Here is a 20397-nt window from a genome sequence, read left to right as displayed (position 1 = left end):
GTTATGACTTTCTCAATTTTTTACCTTTTTCAATTTTCTGTTCCAATGAATCTGTTTCTTTTTCAATAGCTTCTATTCGTTCTAATTTGTCATTGTACTCTTTATCAGTAATCCTACCTTGACTTTTTTGAGCTTTAAGATTGTCTTTAACTTCCTTTACTTTTTCTCGAGCTTTATTCGCTTTCTCCTTTCCTTTCTCTAAGGTAGTCTCAAACTCCTTAGTCTTTTCTTCTTTATTTAGTTTAGCTTGTCTTGCTCGCTCTTGCCCATAAGTTTTCCCTTCTAATCCATATTTATCTTTACCAAATGAATTGCCTTCTTTTTCAACCTTTTCAGATTTTTCCTTTTTCTCTTTTTTAATCTTTTTCTCTACCTTTTCTTTCTTTTGTTTCTTTTCTTTAACTACTTCTTCAACATCTTCATTTAACTCTTTCTTCTCCTTCTTAATTTTCTTTTCTACTTTTTCCTTTTTTCCAGCTTGTTCAGGTTTTTGAGCAAATCCGATAGTTATACAACCAAATAAAAAAGCAATAATAAATAATACTTTTATTGAATTTTTCATAATACTAATTTTATATTTCATTTAACATGTCATCCAATTTTTTAATGGATGCTTCGATACTTTCTTCTGTACTCTTAAGTTCTTTAGTAGCCGCTTCTATAGAATCTATTTCTTGTATTAACTCAATTTCATTGCTTTCTGATTGATTTTGATTTTTTTCTTTTCCACCACAACTTAAAATAAAGCTTGATAGTAAAAGAATTAAAATTTGTTTTTTCATAATAAATGAGTTTGGATTATCAATATAATTTTGACACTTATTGATGTTATTAGTCACTTTTTATATCGAGATGTTAAGGCAGCGACCAAGCAAAAAACTTAAAAACCCGAAAAAAAGGCAACGTGAATAACTGCAGATTATTACCCCTAAAATACTAAATATCAGATATTTTAACTATATTTAATTATTAACTTCTGTTCTAGAAGTATTGGAATAAAACTTCCCCACAATCTTCACTTTTTAGACCAACTCACTTCTAAACACTAAAAAAATTATTTGTTATGATTAAATTACTTTTAAAATTAACAGGATGCATCTGCCTGTTAATGGCTTTAGGGCTTTCGTTATCAGGATGCAGTAACCAAACACTTGCAGACTTGCAAGAAGAAGAAACTTTAGCTACTACTTTGATTGCTAAACAAAGCAAATCAAAAAAGGGCAAATTGAATTTTACAACCCACTTAAGTGGCGACAACGAAGTGCCAGCCAAAGAGACAAAAGCTACAGGGCAGGTTATAGTTCGGGTAAGTAAAGATGAATCGTCTGTTTATTTTAAACTTATTGTTGCCAATGTTCAAACAAACATTTCAGGCTCCCATTTTCATATGGCGCCTGCTGGAACTAATGGAGGCGTTGTTGTTAACCTATTAAATGCTAGTGACTTTACACCACAAACGGAAGCACCTGTAAATGGCGTTTTAGCAGAAGGAACTATTACAGAAAGCAATTTAGCTGGCGACTTTGCCGGTAATCCATTAAGTGATCTTATTTCGGCTATTAGGGCCGGCAATATTTACATTAATGTTCATACTGATAAATATGGTAGTGGCGAGTTAAGAGGTCAATTATAATTTAAAATTCCTACAAAAATATAACCCTAGTTGAAATCGAACTTTCATACTAGGGTTTTTTATTATACATATTTAACAACTGAATCACAAACTGCTCCAAAACAAAAAAGCATCCCAATCTTCTGTAAAGAAAAAAGGAAAGCTTTCCATTGGATTACCAAATTGCTTTGGTAAACTACATCCCGAATTCACTTCGGGAACAACACAACATCTTGCTATTGCCAAAAAAAGCCCTAATTTCTCAGAGCTTCTTTCTTGCAATTTTTGCGGTCTGGACGGGACTCGAACCCGCGACCTTCGCCGTGACAGGGCGACATTCTAACCAACTGAACTACCAGACCGTTGCTTTATTGCGGTTGCAAATATACACGCCTTTTTTTATATGTCAAATCTTTTTTTCTCTTTTTTGTGTAAAATTTCAAAAAAAATGAGTTTAAAATCTTATCAATTTAAAATAACATAATTATTTCCTTAATGCTGAGGCTTTAAGCAAATTTTTGACGCTCTATCATGTATGTTGTAAGGATGTTATTAAAATCTTTATTTATATCGGCTTCAACATATTTTATCTTGTATTGTGCACATTTTAATCGTAAGGCTTCAAAATACGATTCTACTTTGTCGTGATAACTTTCTTTGATAGAATCTGCATACAAATTAATATACTCGCCCGTTTCAACATCAATAAAACGTTTTGGTTTGTTATCAAAATCAAAATGAAACTCTTTCTTTTTATCGAATACATGAAATAAAATTACCTCATGTTTATTGTATTTTAAATGCCTTAAGGCTTCAAATATTTTTACCTCATCTTCAATGGTTTGAAACATATCTGTAAATAAAAATATCATAGAACGCCTATGAATTTTTTCTGCTATTTCATGGATGTATTTAAACGTTTCCGTTTGTTTGTTTTTAGGCTTCGAAATAACAGCTTCACTTAAGTGATTCAACAACATCTGGTGGTGGCGCTCACTGCCTTTTTCTGGAGCGTAATAATCATAATCATCACTATAAATACTTAATCCAACAGCATCACGCTGCTTTTTTAATATTTGCATTAATGACGCTGCTGCTAATGCCGAAAAACTAATCTTATTTAAACTATCAATTGAAAACGATTCTAATTTAGGGTAATGCATCGAGCTGCTATTATCTAAAATGATATGACAGCGCAAGTTAGTCTCGTCGTCATAACGTTTTGTATAAAGCTTATCGGTTTTGGCATACAGTTTCCAATCAATATGGCGAGTACTTTCTCCTTGATTGTAAATTTTATGCTCTGCAAATTCTGCCGAAAACCCATGAAACGGACTTTTATGCATACCAGCAATAAACCCCTCAACCACTTGTTTTGCAAGTAATTCTAGGTTTTTAAAACCTTCAGCTTTATTAAGTTCGTTTTGTAAGTTCATAGAAAAGCCCCACCTAACCTCCCCAAACGGGGAGGAAATACTCATGAGGTAAAAAATATACGTTAAATATCAATTTAATTAAATCTAAACTTTCCATTTCATTGGAAAGCGTAAGAGTTCCCCCATCTGGGGGTTAGGGGGCCTATATTACTCCATCAACAATGCCATAGGCCACAGATTCTTCAGCGCCCATCCAATGGTCGCGATTAAAATCTTTCATAACCTTTTCAAAATCTTGCCCACAATTTTCAGCTAATATTCTAGCACTAATTTCTTTAGTTTTTAAAATTTCTTGAGCCGTAATTTCAATATCACTAGCTTGCCCTCTGGCACCACCGCTCGGTTGGTGTATCATAACTCTGGCATGTGGTTGTATAAAACGCTTGCCTTTTGTTCCTACAGATAACAAAATAGAACCCATAGACGCTGCTAAACCAGTACAAATGGTAGAAACATCGCTCTTTAAAGACTTTATGCAATCATACATGGCAAAACCAGAAGTTACATACCCGCCAGGGCTGTTTATATACAATTGGATGTCTTTAGTTTCTAAAGCATCTAAATATAGTAATCTATCTATAACGTGTTTCGCAGATTCATCATCTACTTGCCCCCATAAAAAGACTTTACGTTCTTCAATTAACTTGCTATCAATAGCATCTTGTACTTTTGTTGGTTTACTCATAATTCATTTTTAATATACCTCTAAAATAAAAAAAGGTTCACCATTAAGGCAAACCTTTTTAACTTTCTTTTTCTTTATTTATTACAAAAGCGAATCAATAGCCTCTGTATATGCATTTTTAGGTGCAACACCTACTTGTCTTCCAACAACTTCTCCGTTCTGAAAAACCAATACCGTAGGTATGTTACGCACGCCATATTTTGCAGCAAACTCTTGATTAGCATCAACATCAACCTTACCTACAACGGCTTTACCTTCGTACTCATCACTAATTTGTTCAATAATTGGTCCAACCATTCTACATGGTCCACACCAAGCAGCCCAAAAATCAACCAATACAGGTTTATCACTTTTTAATACCGTTTCTTCAAAGGTTGCATCTGTTATCTCTAATGCCATAATATTTATATTTTAATCTGTTCTTAATTTATTTTAATTACACAAAATTAGTCAAAAAAAACTCGAAAGCTTACAAACCAACAATTTGTTTTCCTTATACCTACATTGGCTGCAGTTATTTTATTTATTTTGGCGCATCCCAAAGGGTCGGGCTTTCACTACTCGCACCTCCTAGGTTGGGCACTCAAACATACCGTTCAATCCCTTGCGCGGGTACAGAACTTCAAAATATTGGTTTTAATTCAATTTAAACTTAACATCTTGCGCCTCCAATTCGCTCAACAATTCCTGACAAACTTTTACTTTCTGTCTTCTACTAGGCATGGTTAATTTCATTTTCTCCTTGGTATCATAAACCAAAAAATTCAGGGCTTGATTTCCTGGATGCATACTTAGCAATTCTTTTAACGAAATTATTTTCTGCTCATTTAAATCTTTTATATCCACCTGTATCGAGAGTTTTTTGGTGTATTGCTCCATAACATCGTGCAACAACTGAAAATTATTAAACTGCAACCTCGGATCACTTTTCTTTCCAGTATCCTTATTCACCCAGCCTTCGCGCACAAAGGTTTTAACAAATACAAAACTATTTTTCAATAAAAAATGTCTGAATTTTAAATACTCCTCTCCAAAAATTCTAAACTCAAAACTATCGGTATAATCTTCAATAGTAAATAGCGCCCATCCTTTACCTTGTTTACTTACTCGATGTTGTACATCGGTAACCACACCACCAAATACCAATTCTCGGTTTACATAAGGCTCCAAATTATTAAACATCCCCACAGTGGCATTACAATAAGTTGTCATTTCAGTTTTAAAATCATCTAACGGATGTCCAGAAATGTAAACCCCAACAACTTCTCTTTCTTTGCTCAGTTTTTCCATCGTGCCCCATTCCTCACACGGAGGGACTTCGGGTTCGGCTATCTGTACTTCACTAGCTTCACCAAACAAACTTACCTGCGCCGAATTTTCATTTTCCTTATGCTTTTGGGCATACTTAATGGCCTTTTCTAAAAAGGTAATGCCATCGCCATCATCATGAAAATATTGTGCCCTATGCGTATCGGCTAAACTATCAAATCCTCCAGCTAAAGCTAAATTTTCAAAGGATTTTTTATTGGCTGCTCTTAAGTCTATGCGTTTTGCTAAATCAAATATTGATTTATAAGGCCCGCCTTCTTTTCGGTTTTCTACAATGGTCATAACCGCACCATGACCTACACCTTTTATGGCACCCATTCCAAAACGTACCGCACCATCTTTGTTTACCGAAAACTTGTAATACGACTCGTTAACATCTGGCCCCAAAACATCTAGCTTCATACGCTTACATTCTTCCATAAAGAAAGTAACTTGTTTGATGTCGTTCATGTTATTGGAAAGTACCGCAGCCATATATTCCGCAGGGTAATGCGCCTTTAAATAGGCGGTTTGGTAAGCTATCCACGCATAACATGTGGAGTGCGATTTGTTAAAAGCGTAACTCGCAAAAGCTTCCCAGTCTTTCCAAACTTTTTCAAGTATTTTAGCATCATGTCCATTAGCACTGGCTTGCTCGATGAATTTAGGTTTCATTTTATCGAGAACTGCAATTTGCTTTTTACCCATCGCCTTTCTCAATACATCGGCTTCACCTTTTGTAAAACCTGCCAAACTTTGAGATAATAACATCACTTGCTCTTGATATACCGTAATACCATAAGTCTCCTTAAGGTATTCTTCCATGGCTGGTAAATCGTATTCTATCTCTTCATCACCATGTTTTCTTCTAACGAAACTAGGAATGTATTCCATAGGCCCCGGACGATACAAGGCATTCATAGCAATTAAATCTTCAAAAACCGTTGGTTTTAAGTCCCGAAGGTGCTTTTGCATTCCAGGAGATTCATATTGGAAGACGCCCACTGTTTCTCCACGTTGGAAAAGCTCATAGGTTTTTTCATCATCTAAAGGAAAATTCTCCGGATCGAGTTGTATATCGTGTTTAGCCTTTACAATTTTAACAGTATCCTTAATTAAGGTTAAGGTTTTAAGTCCTAAGAAATCCATTTTTAGGAGTCCTGCTGATTCCACAACCGAGTTATCAAACTGCGTTACATACAAATCGGAATCTTTAGCAGTAGCTACAGGTACAAACTTGGTAATATCATCAGGCGTAATAATCACTCCACAAGCATGAATTCCTGTGTTTCTAACCGATCCTTCAAGTGTTCTTGCTAAATTTACAGTTTCAGCTTGCAAATCGCTCCCGTCTGCAATATTCAAAAGCTCATTGACCTTCTCTAAATCTTCAGCTCTAAATTTTTTACCTAATTCCTTTTCATCTAACCCAAAAATCTTTCCGAGTTTAGACATGGTTGGTATTAACTTTGCAATTCTATCGGCATCAAACAACGGTAAATCTAAAACACGTGCCGTATCTCGAATTGAAGATTTGGCAGCCATGGTGCCATAAGTAATAATTTGCGCTACCTGGTTACTACCATATTTATCAATCACGTATTGCATAACGCGACCACGACCTTCATCATCAAAATCAATATCGATATCGGGCATGCTAATACGATCTGGATTCAAAAAACGCTCAAAAAGTAAATCGTACTTTAACGGGTCTATATTAGTAATCCACAAACAATAGGCGGCTACCGATCCTGCCGCAGAACCACGCCCAGGACCAACCGAAACATCCATGTTTCTGGCTTCGCGAATAAAATCTTCAACAATTAAAAAGTAACCTGGATAGCCTGTATTTTCAATAACACTTAGCTCAAAATCTATACGTTCTTTAACTTCATCAGTAAGCGGTTCACCATATCGTTTTTTGGCGCCTTCGTATACCAAATGTCTTAAATAGGCATTTTCACCGCGCTTACCGCCATCAACCTCATCTTCAGCATGTTTAAACTCGTCTGGAATATCAAACGCAGGTAATAAAACGTCACGTGCTAATTGAAAGGCGTCAATTTTATCAACAACTTCTTGAATATTGATAATGGCTTCAGGAACATCCTGAAACAATTTTTTCATTTCCTCAGAAGATTTGAAATAATACTCTTGATTTGGCAAACCGTAACGATACCCACGACCACGACCAATAGGTGTGGCTTGTTTTTCACCATCTTTTACACACAGTAAAATATCGTGTGCATTGGCATCTTCTTGTTTTCTGTAATACGTGTTATTTGATGCAACCAACTTAACATTGTGCTTTTTTGCAAGCTTAATCAAAGTTGGGTTTACTCGATTTTCATCTTCTTGATTGTGTCGCATTAACTCCACATACAAATCTTCACCAAACTCTGCTTTCCACCATAGCAATGCTTCTTCAGCTTGATTTTCACCAATATTTAATACTTTACTCGGAACTTCGCCATATAAATTCCCGGTAAGCACAATCAAGTCTTCTTTATATTGCTGAATAAGCTTTCTGTCAATTCTCGGCAAATAATAAAATCCGTCTACAAATGCATGAGACGATAATTTAGCTAAATTATGGTAACCATTTTTATTTTTAGCAAGCAGAACAATTTGATACCCATTATCTTTTCTGGTTTTATCTTCATGATCATCACAAACAAAAAACTCGCAACCTACAATAGGCTTTATTAATTTTGCCGTTGGTGTTTCGCCTTTTTCTTCAGCTTCAGCAATTTTTGCTTTTATTCCGCTATTGACTCTATTTACGGCATTTACAAAATGAAACGCCCCCATCATGTTAGCGTGATCTGTTAAGGCTACAGCTGGCATATTATGTTCTGCCGCTGCAGCAACAATATCAGCAACACTCATGGTAGATTGTAATACCGAAAACTGAGAATGGTTATGCAAATGCACAAAATCAACATCGGCTAGTTCACCTACATTTTGTTTTATTTCTTCAGAAGAGATTGTACTCGTTTGAGCCTTTTTTATGCGTTCGCGAATTTTAGCACTTTCCTTCTTAAGATTGATATGCTTTAAACCAATAAGCTGAATGCTCTCAGGGTTTTCTTTTTTGAAATTCTCGAAATAATCAGGCTGAACATCCAACTCCTCTTTGGTGAATTCACCTAAACGAATCAATTCCAAAAAGCATCGTGTTGTCGCCTCCACATCGGCAGTAGCATTGTGGGCTTCATCAAAAGGCTCGTTGAATAAAAATTCGTGTAACTCGGTTAATGTTGGTAATTTAAACTTACCATAACGACCTCCAGGAATTTGACACATTTCCGCAGTGTGCTCAGTACACGTATCTAAAACCGGTAATTCTTGAAGTGGGTTTTCAACATTACCACGAACAAATTCGGCACCCATAATATTTAGGTCGAATTTCACATTCTGCCCTACTACAAATTTTGTTTTTCCTAAAGCTTCATTAAATTTTTCTAAAACTTCTGCCAATGAAATACCTTGCTCTTGGGCTAATTCGGTAGAAATGCCATGAATTTTCTCTGCGTCATAAGGAATATTGAAGCCTTCGGGTTTTACTAAAAAATCTTGACTCTCAATACAATTACCCATGGCATCGTGCAATTGCCATGCGATTTGAATACACCTAGGCCAATTATCAGTATCTGTAATTGGTGCATCCCAGCGTTTAGGCAATCCGGTGGTTTCAGTATCGAAAATTAAGTACATGCTTTAAAATTATGTGTTGATTTATTTTATCGTTTAGAGCAAAAACGAAGTGTATAAAAATACATAGAATTTATACTTTTTTAAACTGAAGTTATAAACAGTTGTAAACAAAAAAACGCAACCTAATAGGTTGCGCTAATCTTAACCAAAAATTAATGTTTAAGACACTAATTCTTCATGTACTTTTTCTGTATTAATTGCCGCTTGAATGGCATTTTTTTGCTTCGTTAAAAGAGAATCAATAGTTGGTGGCAAGGTTCTGTCTTTAAGAATTTCATTATATTCTTCTAAACTGGCTTCCTCACCTCTAATAGCTTCTTCTAAAATAGCTTCAGCGTTATTTGAACTAAATAGCGATTTTAAAGTCATCCAGTTTCTATGCAATATTCCTTTAAAACTTCCTGAGTCTTCCGGCAATTCGCCGTAGCGCAAGATTTCGGTTCTTAGTTCTTTTGCAAACTCACTTCTTTCCGTGGCACGTCTTTTAAAGAACATTTTCAATTTATCGCTATCAACATTTTCAATAGCATTTAAATACCCTTTTTCGGCATCATAATTTTTTACTAATAACTCATTTAATTGGTTTGAAATTTTTTCACTGTACTTCATATTATTCATTTTCATTTTTAAATTTCATGTGTTTATTTTATGATTTTCAAAAGCTTAAAACACTTTTGAGGCATAAACAAATTATTAAACACACATAAACAATTTGTTTAACCTTAAATTTTGCATTAAACGTGAATTACTTCACATCAACTTTATTTAATATAATAGAAAAACTTAGCGTTGTCAAGGGTTTTAACGGTGTTTGTGATAATTTTAAGAGTATTTAACACTATTGGCAGCCTCCATAAATTATACTACTTTTGAAAAATAACTACTAGCCATGAAACATGTATTGTATTTAATATTAGCTTGTACACTTTTGAATTGCCAACAACAGGAAACAACGCTTTACATAGGAACTTATACTGACGGCGAAAGCGAAGGCATCTATCAGCTAAAGTTTAATCCTAATACAGGAATTTTAAGCGATTTAAAATTGGTTGCAACTACCAAAAATCCATCTTTTTTAGCGTATTCGCCCAATAAGAAATTCTTATATGCTGTTGGAGAAACTGAAAACGGAACCGTTTCTGCTTTTAAAATTAACGAAAATGAAAATTTAGAATTAATTAATACTGAAAAAACATTTGGTGGCGCTCCTTGTCATGTTTCTGTAAACTCTGAAGGCACCAAAGCAGTAGTTTCAAATTACCTGGGAGGAAATATAGCCTTATATAATTTGAATGACGATGGTAGCTTGACCGAAGCCTCTCAAGTATTTGACCACAACGATACCATTCAGAAATCCCACGCTCATTCTGCTCAATTTTACAAAAATGAACTTTATGTAGCAGACCTCCGCAGAAATTCTTTGTTTCATTATAACAAGAACAACACCGGCGACTTTGACTTAATATCGAGCAATTTGGTAGATTTCCCAGAAAATGCAGGCCCAAGACATTTTGCTTTAACTAAAGATGGTCATTTTATCTACATTATTAATGAATATGCCGGTAGTATTACTGCTGCGAAAAAAGTGAATGCCAACTTTGAATTAATTGACCATTATTCAACACTTGACAGTAATTATACTGGACCAAATTCTTGTGCCGATATACATTTAAGTCGTGATGAAAAGTTTCTTTATGGTTCAAACCGAGGCGAGAACTCCATTGCTGTTTTTAAACGAAATACAACTAACGGGACACTTGAAAAAATTCAAAACATGAATGTTCATGGGGATTGGCCCCGTAATTTTACTTTAGATCCTACCGGTAAATTTTTGCTAGTAGCCAATAAAAAAAGTAATAATATTTCCGTTTTTAGTGTTGATGCTAATACTGGAAAACTCACGTTTATGTACGATGTAAAAGTGCCATCTCCAGTATGCTTATTATTCTAATTTTTAATGGATTAAATATTTACTTCAAATACTAAATTTACTGTTGTAATTTAAAAATAATAGAGTATCTTTGCGCCCTTATTAATAACCGAGGTCGAGAACCTCAAATAATTAATTATTATGCCAGTAAAAATTAGATTACAAAGACACGGTAAAAAAGGAAAACCTTTTTACTGGATCGTAGCAGCTGATGCACGTTCAAAAAGAGATGGTAAATACCTTGAAAAATTAGGAGTTTACAATCCTAACACAAATCCAGCAACTGTTGAATTAAACGTTGACGGTGCTGTTACTTGGTTACAGAATGGTGCACAACCAACTGATACCGCTAAGACTTTATTGTCTTACAAAGGTGCTTTATTAAAAAATCATCTTGCAGGTGGTGTTAAAAAAGGTGCTTTAACTGAAGAGCAAGCAGAAGCTAAATTTACTGCTTGGTTAGAAGAAAAAGCCGCTAAAATTCAAGCGAAAGCTGATGGTTTATCAGATGCTGAAGCAAAAGCGAAAGCTGATGCTCTTGCTGCTGAAAAAGCTGTTAACGAAGCAAGAATTGCTGCAGCTGCTCCAGCTCCTGTTGAAGAAGAGGTTGCTGAAGAAGTTTCTGAAGAAGCTCCTGCTGCTGAAGCTAAAGCTTCAAACGAAGAAGAATAAAAAATTATTTTTTATACTTTTAAACTCCGATAGAAATATCGGAGTTTTTTATTCCCAAGAATGTCACATCGATCGCAGTCCAGATGTTTTAAGTTGACATTTAATAGTTCTCGACTGCGCTCGAACAGACAATTATAGCATGAAAAAAGAAGATTGTTTCTATTTAGGTAAAATCGTAAAAAAATACAGTTTTAAAGGGGAGGTACTCGTAAAATTAGATACCGATCAACCTGAGCTTTACGAAAACTTAGATGCTATATTTCTAGAACTAAGAAACAACCTTGTGCCTTTTTTTATTGAAAGCTCACAATTGCATAAATCTGAACTTTTACGTATTAAATTTGAAGATGTGGATACGGAAGCGGATGCCGATTCAATTATGAAAAGCGGCCTGTATTTGCCTTTAGATCTGTTACCAAAACTAGAAGGAAACAAGTTTTATTTTCATGAAGTTATTGGTTTTACAATTGATGATAAAAACTTCGGGGAAGTTGGTAAAATAACTGGTATAAATGATTCGACGGCTCAAGCCCTTTTTGAAATTGACAGAAATGGTATTGAAATTTTAATTCCTATGAACGACGAATTTATAGTAAAGGTAGATAGAGCTAATAAAACCATTTTGGTTGAAACCCCAGAAGGATTAATCGATTTATATTTAGAAGATTAGCCGTGTCTAAAGCCCCATTTAAATTCAAGCAATTCACTGTAAACCAAGACCAGTGTGCAATGAAAATTGGCACCGATGCTGTTTTACTTGGTGCGTGGGCAAGCATAGAACAACAACCATTTTCAATTTTAGATATTGGCGCCGGTACAGGCATTTTAGCTTTAATGTTGGCCCAAAGAAGTCAAGCTGAAATTATTGATGCTCTTGAGATAGATGATCTAGCCTACGAGCAATGTGTTGACAATTTTGAGCAATCACCTTGGGGAGACCGATTATTTTGTTATCATGCTTCTTTAGTTGAATTTGTTGAAGAAATTGAAGACCAATACGATTTAATAGTTTGCAACCCTCCTTTTTATTCTGAAGATTACAAAACAACAAGTTCGCAGAGAGACATGGCCCGATTTCAAGATGCGATGCCATTTGAACATTTACTAGAAAGTGTTTCAATTTTGTTATCTAAAAACGGTCTGTTTACAGTAGTTATACCATTTAATGAAGAAGATAAATTCATTGAAACGGCACAAAAATTCAACCTGTTTCCAAATAAAATGCTTCATATAAAAGGCAATCCTGATTCCGATATCAAACGAAGTCTTATTGAATTCTCCTTCCGCGAAAGCAAAACATCGATTAAATCTTTAATTATTGAAATTGAAAGACATCAATACACCCAAGATTATATCAAACTTACAAAAGATTTCTACCTTAAAATGTAATAGATACTATTTAAGCTATCAAATCACATATTCAAACTTATTCATTTTTTGAACGCTATTTGATAACTTAATTAGTATAATTCAATAAAGATTATTTAAATTTGAAGTGTAAAAATGATTATTTGATAATAAAAACGTCATTTTACTAATTATTTTCCTTTAAAACCTATTTAACTTCAGTCTTTATGCGACCAGATTTATTCGAAGCACCCGATTATTATAATTTAGATGAATTATTAACCGAAGAGCACAAATTAGTTAGAGATGCGGCCAGGGAATGGGTAAAACGAGAAGTTTCTCCTATAATTGAAGATTACGCCCAAAAAGCTGAGTTTCCAAAACAAATTATTGGTGGTTTAGCTGAAATTGGTGCTTTTGGACCATATATTCCAATGGAATACGGCGGCGCGGGATTAGACCAAATATCTTATGGTTTAATTATGCAAGAAATAGAACGTGGTGATTCTGGAGTTAGATCTACCGCTTCGGTACAATCTTCATTGGTAATGTATCCTATTTGGAAGTATGGCAACGAAGCACAACGCCAGAAATATTTACCAAAATTAGCTAGTGGTGAATGGATGGGATGTTTTGGTTTAACCGAACCAGATCATGGATCTAACCCTGGAGGGATGGTTACCAATTTTAAAGACAAAGGAGACTACTTTCTTTTGAACGGTGCTAAATTATGGATAAGTAATGCTCCATTTGCACAAGTGGCGGTTGTTTGGGCTAAGGATGAAAACGGACGTATTCATGGACTTATCGTAGAGCGCGGTATGGAAGGGTTTTCAACTCCAGAAACACATAACAAATGGTCGCTTCGCGCATCGGCAACTGGCGAGCTTATATTTGATAATGTTAAAGTACCCAAAGAAAACTTATTACCAAACAAGTCTGGACTGGGAGCACCCCTTGGTTGTTTAGATTCTGCACGATATGGTATTGCTTGGGGAGCTATTGGAGCAGCAATGGATTGTTACGATACCGCATTGCGTTATAGCAAAGAACGTATACAATTTGATAAACCAATAGGTCAATTTCAGTTGCAACAAAAAAAGCTGGCTGAAATGATAACTGAAATAACTAAAGCACAACTTTTAGCATGGAGATTAGGTGTAATGAGAGATAACGGAACTGCAACCTCAGCACAAATTTCCATGGCAAAACGTAATAATGTAGATATGGCTTTAAAAATTGCACGTGAAGCTCGACAAATGCTTGGAGGTATGGGAATCACTGGTGAGTTCTCCATAATGAGACACATGATGAACCTTGAAAGCGTTATAACATACGAAGGCACCCACGATATCCATTTATTAATTACCGGACTTGATATTACAGGGCTAAATGCTTTTAAATAAAAGACATAACAACATTAAATTCTAACTTTTTTACTATATCGTTATCGTTAAAAATTAACGATAACATGATATTTGACAGTTTTTTTAAAATATTCTGTTTCTAACTTTGTTGCTCGTATTCGCAGGTATGCGAGCATTAATTAAAGTTAGAACAACATGAAAGCTTCAAGAAAAGACACGATTCAATTTATTAATTTACAGTTAGCAGCATTAGGACAGCCGATTTTTAATGACAAAGAAGAGAGCAAAAATAAATTTTGCGACCCTGAATTCGAAAAAACAACGCGCCCACTAATCATGAGTCTTAGAGAAAAATCAAGGCTTTTGGCAGATCATTTGTCGCCTGCAGATTCAAGAATTCAAAATTTTATAGATAATTATTTAAAAGATGTTTCAGTTGACAAATCTTATAAATTACCAAATAATACATTAATCCTTTCTAAAAAGGGTCAAGCAAGAGAAGCTAGTTTACCACCAGATGGCAATTCATTTGAAAGTGATTTAGTAAACTCTAAAAGATTAAAACAAGGTATTTTAAACAACCCGTTACACGATAAAAGAACAACAAAAGGAACGTTTCATATTGTTGAAGGTCCGCTGCCTGTTCCTTTAGATAAAAAAGAAGTACCAAGAGTCGTATTAGCTCATTTTTTAAATGCAGCTTTCAATCCATCTGATGAGTTAAATACCTTACCATTTACATCCAACCAAGAGAAAAAAGCTAAAACCATGGTTTCAATGCTTTTAAGACCTGTTGTTTGTCCTGAAGTTAAAGGAGTAATCTCAGAAAAATCATTAGAAGTCCGCTTTTTTGCGCCTGGTACCTTAGTTAGTAATTTAGATTTTGTTGAAAATATTTTTGGAAACGCAGGTAACCCTAATTTAGCACATAATGATGCTGCTTTAGACCCTGAACATTGGACAGGACATACAGGTTGTATTATTCTTGCACCACAATTATTAAAACTTAAAAAGAAGGACGTTGGTCTTCCTCATTTTGATGATGCTACAGATCGCCAGAAAAAAGATGGCATGTGCTGGAAAAATGCAAATGAACTTTATAATGACGGTGGTGCTTTTAAAATTACTTGTAGAGATGAAAGTGGTGTTGTAGTGACGTTGATTGCCGATAACTATTACGGATATTCTAAAAAAGAAATAAAAACCCAAATTAGTTACTCTGCAAATCTATTAGGCTTAGTTGAAGAAGAGCATGCTGGTGGCGCTATAGCTTATGCTAGACGTGTTATGGGAGATACCGTAAATTGTAATGACTATAAAGAATATTACGGTCTGGATCATACTTTTGAAAATGTTAAATCGTTATTAGCAGACCGCATAGAAGTAAAACCAGAAAACTATGCGATAGATAAAAATTACCCTAATATCGTTTACATTCCAGAATCATCTTATTTCAATACAAACACAAACAGCATCAGTTGGAATTACAAAGGCAAAGAACAAAAATTGAAACTATCGCCTTTTAAAACATACGTGCATCCTTCTGGAAATAAATTAAGGTTAGAAAAACACACGTCTATTAATTTATGGCGTATTGTAGAAACGTATCCGGAAGGCGTATTTTGCCATAAGCCTTGTACCGTTTCTGGTGGTGGTAAATCTGAGATTTCAAAATCTATGCAGAATGCTATTACCTATAGCAGATTTAACATTCATGATATAGAAGAAGATTTCAAAAAAGCAGATGAAATTATAGAATTCAACTATTCTACACGTTGGAAGGATAAAGACCCTAATAGACCAAAATCAAGATCATTCTTAAGTGAAAAAAGAACACTAGGCTCTGTTGTAAAACTATTAACACCTTCAGAAGAAAACTCAGATGAGTTTAATGAATGGTTGGAAAATATACCTGTGCATGTGCGCTCATTGGTATTATTTGTAAAACGTTTATTCAGACAAGCTCATGGAGCCAACCTTAACTGGAAAGACTTAATGTCTGTTGAAATTATTAACGGTGTAAAAGGCACCTCACTAATTTACAACAATACACCAGTAGTTGGTAGTTATGTTCGAATTGGATTCAATCAAAAAGGCAACTGGATGTTGAATAAATTACGTTCAGACTTTGCAGCTTGCGAAAAAATTCAAACTGAAGATGATATTACTGCTTCAATCACACTTCCTAGAAATCAGTTTAAAGATTTGAACCAGGAATATTCTAATGAAAGTGTAAAAGTATTAACTAACTGTGAAGCTCATTTATTCCAAAGACCAGATGAGGCTATTGTTAGAGGTTATGATAAAGGTGCAGAACTTGATATTATTTCAGACGGCAGATTTTTAACTAACTATGAAAAGTTAACTAAAAAAGATGCTATTGAAATTTATGAAGACACGATTAATTATGATAAATACACACAACCAGTTCAGGATTTTATAAAAGAAATTATAAATAGTGAAGATGAAGATATACAGTTTGTTTTACCATCTCACCCTAGAATTGTAGATGGCGAACCAACTAAAAACCCACGTTATTTAGAGCCAAATAGATTTTATGATGAAACTGAAGCTTCATATATTTCAGATATTGGTGTACGTTTAAAAAGAAAAATCAAGCCTGAAGACCCTGTAATACACGTTGTAAACGCTGTTCTACCTGGTAGAAGAAATAATCCTGCAGAAAGAGAAGCAGGTATTAGACCATTAGCTGTTTACAACCCAATTCACTACCAAGAAACCCCTGAATTATTTATGGATTTCATTTGTAGTTTAACAGGTAAATCACCATCAACTACAGGAGCTGGTTCAGAAGGTGCGTTAACTAAGGCTCCGTTCAATATGTTAACTCCAACAACAGATTTAAACAATGCGTTATTATCGCATATATTAACAGAATCTAACGGATTTAGTACTGCTGCAGGCTACGTTGGTGCAGAAAATAAAATTGACCATGATGTAAGTTTATTAATCCCAGAAATATGGGCTAGAATGGCACCAGAAGATAGAGACCCTCAAAATCTAATTGCAAACGGATCTTTAGAAAAACTAGAAGACTTTGACTATAACGGTAAAAAAATATTAGCTAGCCGTTTAGGGTACAGAATTACAAAAACCTTCTCTCTATTGTGTTTAAATAGATTGTTTGACGAACCTACTGCTGTGTTTAATGAACGTATGTTAAAACCCGAATTACAAAATCTTGAAGATTATGTAGATGGTATCAACAATATAGTTGAAGCACAACAAAAAGTAGCGTTGAACTATTTTGAAGACGGAAGTATTGAAGCCGCTATTCCACCATTAAAAATTCTATTGAATATCATGGCTTATGGAAATTACAAAGGTAAAGAAATTAGTCACCCAGAACTAAGAAAATATTTTGATAGAGATTATGTGTTAAATTCGGATTGGTACAAAGAAAGACTTGTATTAAAACAGAAAAAAGATATTGCGTACTACGGTTCTCAAATTGAGTATTTAGAATCATTTATGAAAAATCCGAATAATGATATTTTAGTAGATGATATGCAAATCAATGCACGTTTAAATGCTACTAAAGAATTATACGATGCTGTAAAATCTAAAGATTATTTAACAAAACTTGTAGGAACCATTGGCGTAGACCCTTTATTTAAAAAGGCAAGTTAAACCCTTTTTAAAATATTTACTAGAGAAACAAAAATCAAGGTTTTTAACCTTGGTTTTTGTGCATCTAAATTTATATTTGCTAAAATTTTAAAATATTGCACAGATTAACTGCAACCTTTTTAGTTTTCTTATACATCTTAGCGATGTTAAGACCTATTCAGCCTTATGTTGAGTATGTGCTTAATCAGGATTATATTGCTGAATTTTTGTGTATTAATAAAGACAAGCCCGAACTGCAGTGTAACGGAAAATGTCATTTAGTCAAGGAAATTGAGAAACAGCATCAAGACCCTATTGCTGCCCTGTCTATTTCTATGGAAAACTACCCTATCGGCTTTGTAAATATTTACAATATTTCTTTAAATAAATATATTGCTTCTAAAAAAGAACATATTTACCTCTACAACAATCTGTACAACCTTAACATTAAGGTTTCAATATTCCAACCTCCTATTGCTTAGTTTATAAATAGTAAATGTTGTACATGTTGATATTATCCATCAATTCATGTGTACATAATACTTCAGTTTAAATACTGAAGTCGCAATTATTTATAATCTTTTCAAAATATTAAAAATGAAATTACATATAACTATGTTGTTATGTGTGTTATGCTTCAATATGTCGTTTTCACAAGCACAAATAGATAGCACCACTACAACAAGAACACAATTACCTGAGGTAATTGTCACTGGTCATTCTAATATAGACCCAATTCATAGTGCCGTAAAAAACGATTACCAAAAAAAAGGCATCCAGCCGAAAAATGTAGCTGATCTTTTTTCTGAAATCAACGGTTTTTCAACAATAAAGCGTGGTAATTATGCCATAGACCCTATTTTTAGAGCATCTGCATACGAACAACTTAATGTGATGTACGATGGTGGTATTAAAGCAGTACATGCTTGCCCTAACAGAATGGATCCCATAACTACCCATGTTATTCCCGAGGAAATTGAGAAAATAGAAGTTGTAAAAGGACCCTATACCGTAAGATATGGCGCCACCTTTGGAGGCATCGTGAATATGGTAACCAAAAGCCACCACATGCTTGATCACGGTTTTCATGGTAAAGTTTCGGCAGGTTATGAAACTAATGGAAATGCTTTAGTAAGTAATCTTCAACTGCAACACGTTTCAAATAAATTTAATGCCACAGCCAACATAGGTTATCGAAATTTTGATGATTATGAAGACGGAAATAATTTCTCAGTTCCATCAGCATTTAAAAGTACCGATTATGGTATCAAACTGGGTTACGCCCTTTCAGAAAATCAATATTTACAAGCACATTGGCGTCAATCGTTTGGTAGAGATACCAAGCATGCTGGTTTGCCAATGGACACGGATTTCGACAACAGTTCTATTGCCTCTTTAGATTATACTGTAGAAAATTTATCGAACACATTAAAAGGTATTACAGCCAAAGCCTATTATAGTTTTGTAGATCATTTAATGACTAACGAAAACCGTCCTAATTTCAATATGGTTTTTGCTTCATCTCCTGTCGAATCAACAACCATTGGCGGAAAAATTGAAACACATTGGTTATTTAACGAGCGTTTAATTTTTTACTTAGGAACCGACGCCCTTTTAATAGGTAGAGAAGGCAACAGAACGCGTACGGTAAAAATGATGAATGGTACCATTCTGCCAATGCCTATGGTGTTTACTGATAAAATATGGCAAGATGCCTATTTAAATGATGTTGGTTTATTCTCTGAAGCTACTTACAACATGAACAAAACGACTTTTAAAGCAGGACTTCGGGTTGATTTTGTAAATGCAAATGCAGAAGATTTAGAAGATGATTTTGCTACGAGGTATGGCAACGATGTTAAACAGAATGAAACCAATGTGAGCGGAACAGTATCTGTAAAACAAAAACTAGATTCTAAAACTTTTTTAGAAGCCGCTTATGGACGCGGTGTAAGAACCGCAAATATGGCCGAACGCTACATTAATCATTTTACAGTTGGTCAGGATAATTATGAATACATAGGAAACCCATTTTTAAAAGCTGAAATAAATGATCAGTTTGAAATTGGTATTTCTGGAACTACTAAAATAAATAGCTTTAATAATTTCAATTATCAATTCTCAGTTTTCTATAGTGTTTACGATAATTATATTTCAGCTGTTGAAGACCCTTCAATCCCAAGAAAATTTATGCCAACTCAAGAACCACAATATACCAAGGTGTTTACCAATATTGATGATGCTTATAAATCAGGGTTTGAGTTTATGTTTAAATTTGATATTCTTAAGGACTATTATTTTAAAAATCAATCGGCATATGTAAGAACTAAAAACAAGGATTTTGGGGAGTCATTACCATTAAACCCTCCTTTTACAACAACATTCTCTATTGCAGTAGACAAACCTTTTTATTGGGCAAAGGCGCAATATAACATCACATCTAAACAGTCACATATTGCACCTTCTTTTGGAGAAACTGAAACTGCTGGTTATGAAACCTTCGATGTTAAAATGGGAGCGACCCCGTTTAAAAATATTACAATTGGTATAGCTTGTTTAAATATTTTCGATACAACTTATAACAGTCATTTAAATTTTTCTTACCAGAACCAAGCCAGCATGAACGGGTCTCCGATTACAGAACCTGGGCGTAATTTCACTGCTTTTTTACAATATAAATTTTAAAATAGTTT

General features: G+C 34.4%; 16 protein-coding genes and 1 tRNA gene. 9 read left to right on the top strand and 8 right to left on the bottom strand.

From position 1 onward, the window contains the following. Position 1 precedes the first annotated feature (1 nt). Together O5O44_RS03270 and O5O44_RS03265 are read right to left on the bottom strand one after the other, a co-directional pair. On the bottom strand, positions 2-562 hold the full coding sequence (locus O5O44_RS03270; RefSeq protein WP_289195713.1) for a hypothetical protein: 561 nt from the start codon (positions 560-562) through the stop codon (positions 2-4). A gap of 10 nt (positions 563-572) precedes the next feature. Beyond that, complete coding sequence (locus O5O44_RS03265; protein WP_019386100.1) at positions 573-782, bottom strand: hypothetical protein; 210 nt, start codon at positions 780-782, stop codon at positions 573-575. Between the two features lie 281 nt (positions 783-1063). On the opposite strand from O5O44_RS03265, the gene O5O44_RS03260 reads away from it, so the two are divergent. Beyond that, a complete protein-coding gene (locus O5O44_RS03260) occupies positions 1064-1633 on the top strand; it encodes a CHRD domain-containing protein (RefSeq protein WP_202801133.1) in 570 nt (189 codons plus the stop codon). Between the two features lie 267 nt (positions 1634-1900). Here the strand turns inward: O5O44_RS03260 and O5O44_RS03255 are convergent. From O5O44_RS03255 to O5O44_RS03230, 6 genes are all read right to left on the bottom strand, one after another. Next, positions 1901-1974: transfer RNA gene (locus O5O44_RS03255), tRNA-Asp, on the bottom strand. A gap of 144 nt (positions 1975-2118) precedes the next feature. Then, positions 2119-3048, bottom strand: coding sequence for a DUF58 domain-containing protein (locus O5O44_RS03250; RefSeq protein ID WP_289196464.1), 930 nt, complete (start codon positions 3046-3048; stop codon positions 2119-2121). Positions 3049-3190: 142 nt separating this feature from the next. Next, positions 3191-3733, bottom strand: coding sequence for a ClpP family protease (locus O5O44_RS03245; RefSeq protein ID WP_019386097.1), 543 nt, complete (start codon positions 3731-3733; stop codon positions 3191-3193). Positions 3734-3814: 81 nt separating this feature from the next. Further along, positions 3815-4132, bottom strand: a complete 318-nt coding sequence (trxA, locus tag O5O44_RS03240; protein WP_019386096.1) for a thioredoxin — start codon at positions 4130-4132, stop codon at positions 3815-3817. A 237-nt stretch (positions 4133-4369) separates the two neighbouring features. Then, positions 4370-8758, bottom strand: coding sequence for a DNA polymerase III subunit alpha (gene dnaE / locus O5O44_RS03235; RefSeq protein WP_289195712.1), 4389 nt, complete (start codon positions 8756-8758; stop codon positions 4370-4372). A 159-nt stretch (positions 8759-8917) separates the two neighbouring features. Next, entirely contained in the window at positions 8918-9382 is a 465-nt protein-coding gene (locus tag O5O44_RS03230) for a ferritin-like domain-containing protein (RefSeq protein ID WP_289195711.1), read from the bottom strand. Positions 9383-9647: 265 nt separating this feature from the next. On the opposite strand from O5O44_RS03230, the gene O5O44_RS03225 reads away from it, so the two are divergent. From O5O44_RS03225 to O5O44_RS03190, 8 genes are all read left to right on the top strand, one after another. Then, positions 9648-10709, top strand: coding sequence for a lactonase family protein (locus O5O44_RS03225; RefSeq protein ID WP_289195710.1), 1062 nt, complete (start codon positions 9648-9650; stop codon positions 10707-10709). A 120-nt stretch (positions 10710-10829) separates the two neighbouring features. Then, positions 10830-11360: a 30S ribosomal protein S16 gene (locus tag O5O44_RS03220; RefSeq protein WP_019386092.1), complete on the top strand. Its 531-nt coding sequence runs from the start codon at positions 10830-10832 to the stop codon at positions 11358-11360. A 139-nt stretch (positions 11361-11499) separates the two neighbouring features. Then, on the top strand, positions 11500-12030 hold the full coding sequence (rimM, locus tag O5O44_RS03215) for a ribosome maturation factor RimM (RefSeq protein WP_289195709.1): 531 nt from the start codon (positions 11500-11502) through the stop codon (positions 12028-12030). A gap of 59 nt (positions 12031-12089) precedes the next feature. Beyond that, a complete protein-coding gene (locus tag O5O44_RS03210) occupies positions 12090-12749 on the top strand; it encodes a tRNA1(Val) (adenine(37)-N6)-methyltransferase (protein WP_289195708.1) in 660 nt (219 codons plus the stop codon). A gap of 185 nt (positions 12750-12934) precedes the next feature. Then, complete coding sequence (locus O5O44_RS03205; protein WP_289195707.1) at positions 12935-14113, top strand: acyl-CoA dehydrogenase family protein; 1179 nt, start codon at positions 12935-12937, stop codon at positions 14111-14113. 156 nt (positions 14114-14269) lie between these two features. Then, positions 14270-17725, top strand: a complete 3456-nt coding sequence (locus O5O44_RS03200) for a PPi-type phosphoenolpyruvate carboxykinase family protein (protein WP_289195706.1) — start codon at positions 14270-14272, stop codon at positions 17723-17725. A 95-nt stretch (positions 17726-17820) separates the two neighbouring features. Continuing rightward, entirely contained in the window at positions 17821-18186 is a 366-nt protein-coding gene (locus tag O5O44_RS03195; RefSeq protein WP_289195705.1) for a hypothetical protein, read from the top strand. A gap of 115 nt (positions 18187-18301) precedes the next feature. Then, entirely contained in the window at positions 18302-20389 is a 2088-nt protein-coding gene (locus O5O44_RS03190) for a TonB-dependent receptor plug domain-containing protein (RefSeq protein ID WP_289195704.1), read from the top strand. Positions 20390-20397: the final 8 nt, after the last annotated feature.

The organism is Algibacter luteus, from assembly GCF_030344935.1.
GTDB classification, from domain to species: domain Bacteria; phylum Bacteroidota; class Bacteroidia; order Flavobacteriales; family Flavobacteriaceae; genus Arenitalea; species Arenitalea lutea.
This window is presented reverse-complemented; position numbering and strand designations above follow the sequence as displayed.

Coding starts and splice junctions, on each gene's coding strand:
- O5O44_RS03270 (WP_289195713.1), bottom strand. CDS start 562: ATGAAAAATTCAATAAAAGTATTATTTATTATTGCTTTTTTATTTGGT.
- O5O44_RS03265 (WP_019386100.1), bottom strand. CDS start 782: ATGAAAAAACAAATTTTAATTCTTTTACTATCAAGCTTTATTTTAAGT.
- O5O44_RS03260 (WP_202801133.1), top strand. CDS start 1,064: ATGATTAAATTACTTTTAAAATTAACAGGATGCATCTGCCTGTTAATG.
- O5O44_RS03250 (WP_289196464.1), bottom strand. CDS start 3,048: ATGAACTTACAAAACGAACTTAATAAAGCTGAAGGTTTTAAAAACCTA.
- O5O44_RS03245 (WP_019386097.1), bottom strand. CDS start 3,733: ATGAGTAAACCAACAAAAGTACAAGATGCTATTGATAGCAAGTTAATT.
- trxA (WP_019386096.1), bottom strand. CDS start 4,132: ATGGCATTAGAGATAACAGATGCAACCTTTGAAGAAACGGTATTAAAA.
- dnaE (WP_289195712.1), bottom strand. CDS start 8,758: ATGTACTTAATTTTCGATACTGAAACCACCGGATTGCCTAAACGCTGG.
- O5O44_RS03230 (WP_289195711.1), bottom strand. CDS start 9,382: ATGAAAATGAATAATATGAAGTACAGTGAAAAAATTTCAAACCAATTA.
- O5O44_RS03225 (WP_289195710.1), top strand. CDS start 9,648: ATGAAACATGTATTGTATTTAATATTAGCTTGTACACTTTTGAATTGC.
- O5O44_RS03220 (WP_019386092.1), top strand. CDS start 10,830: ATGCCAGTAAAAATTAGATTACAAAGACACGGTAAAAAAGGAAAACCT.
- rimM (WP_289195709.1), top strand. CDS start 11,500: ATGAAAAAAGAAGATTGTTTCTATTTAGGTAAAATCGTAAAAAAATAC.
- O5O44_RS03210 (WP_289195708.1), top strand. CDS start 12,090: ATGAAAATTGGCACCGATGCTGTTTTACTTGGTGCGTGGGCAAGCATA.
- O5O44_RS03205 (WP_289195707.1), top strand. CDS start 12,935: ATGCGACCAGATTTATTCGAAGCACCCGATTATTATAATTTAGATGAA.
- O5O44_RS03200 (WP_289195706.1), top strand. CDS start 14,270: ATGAAAGCTTCAAGAAAAGACACGATTCAATTTATTAATTTACAGTTA.
- O5O44_RS03190 (WP_289195704.1), top strand. CDS start 18,302: ATGAAATTACATATAACTATGTTGTTATGTGTGTTATGCTTCAATATG.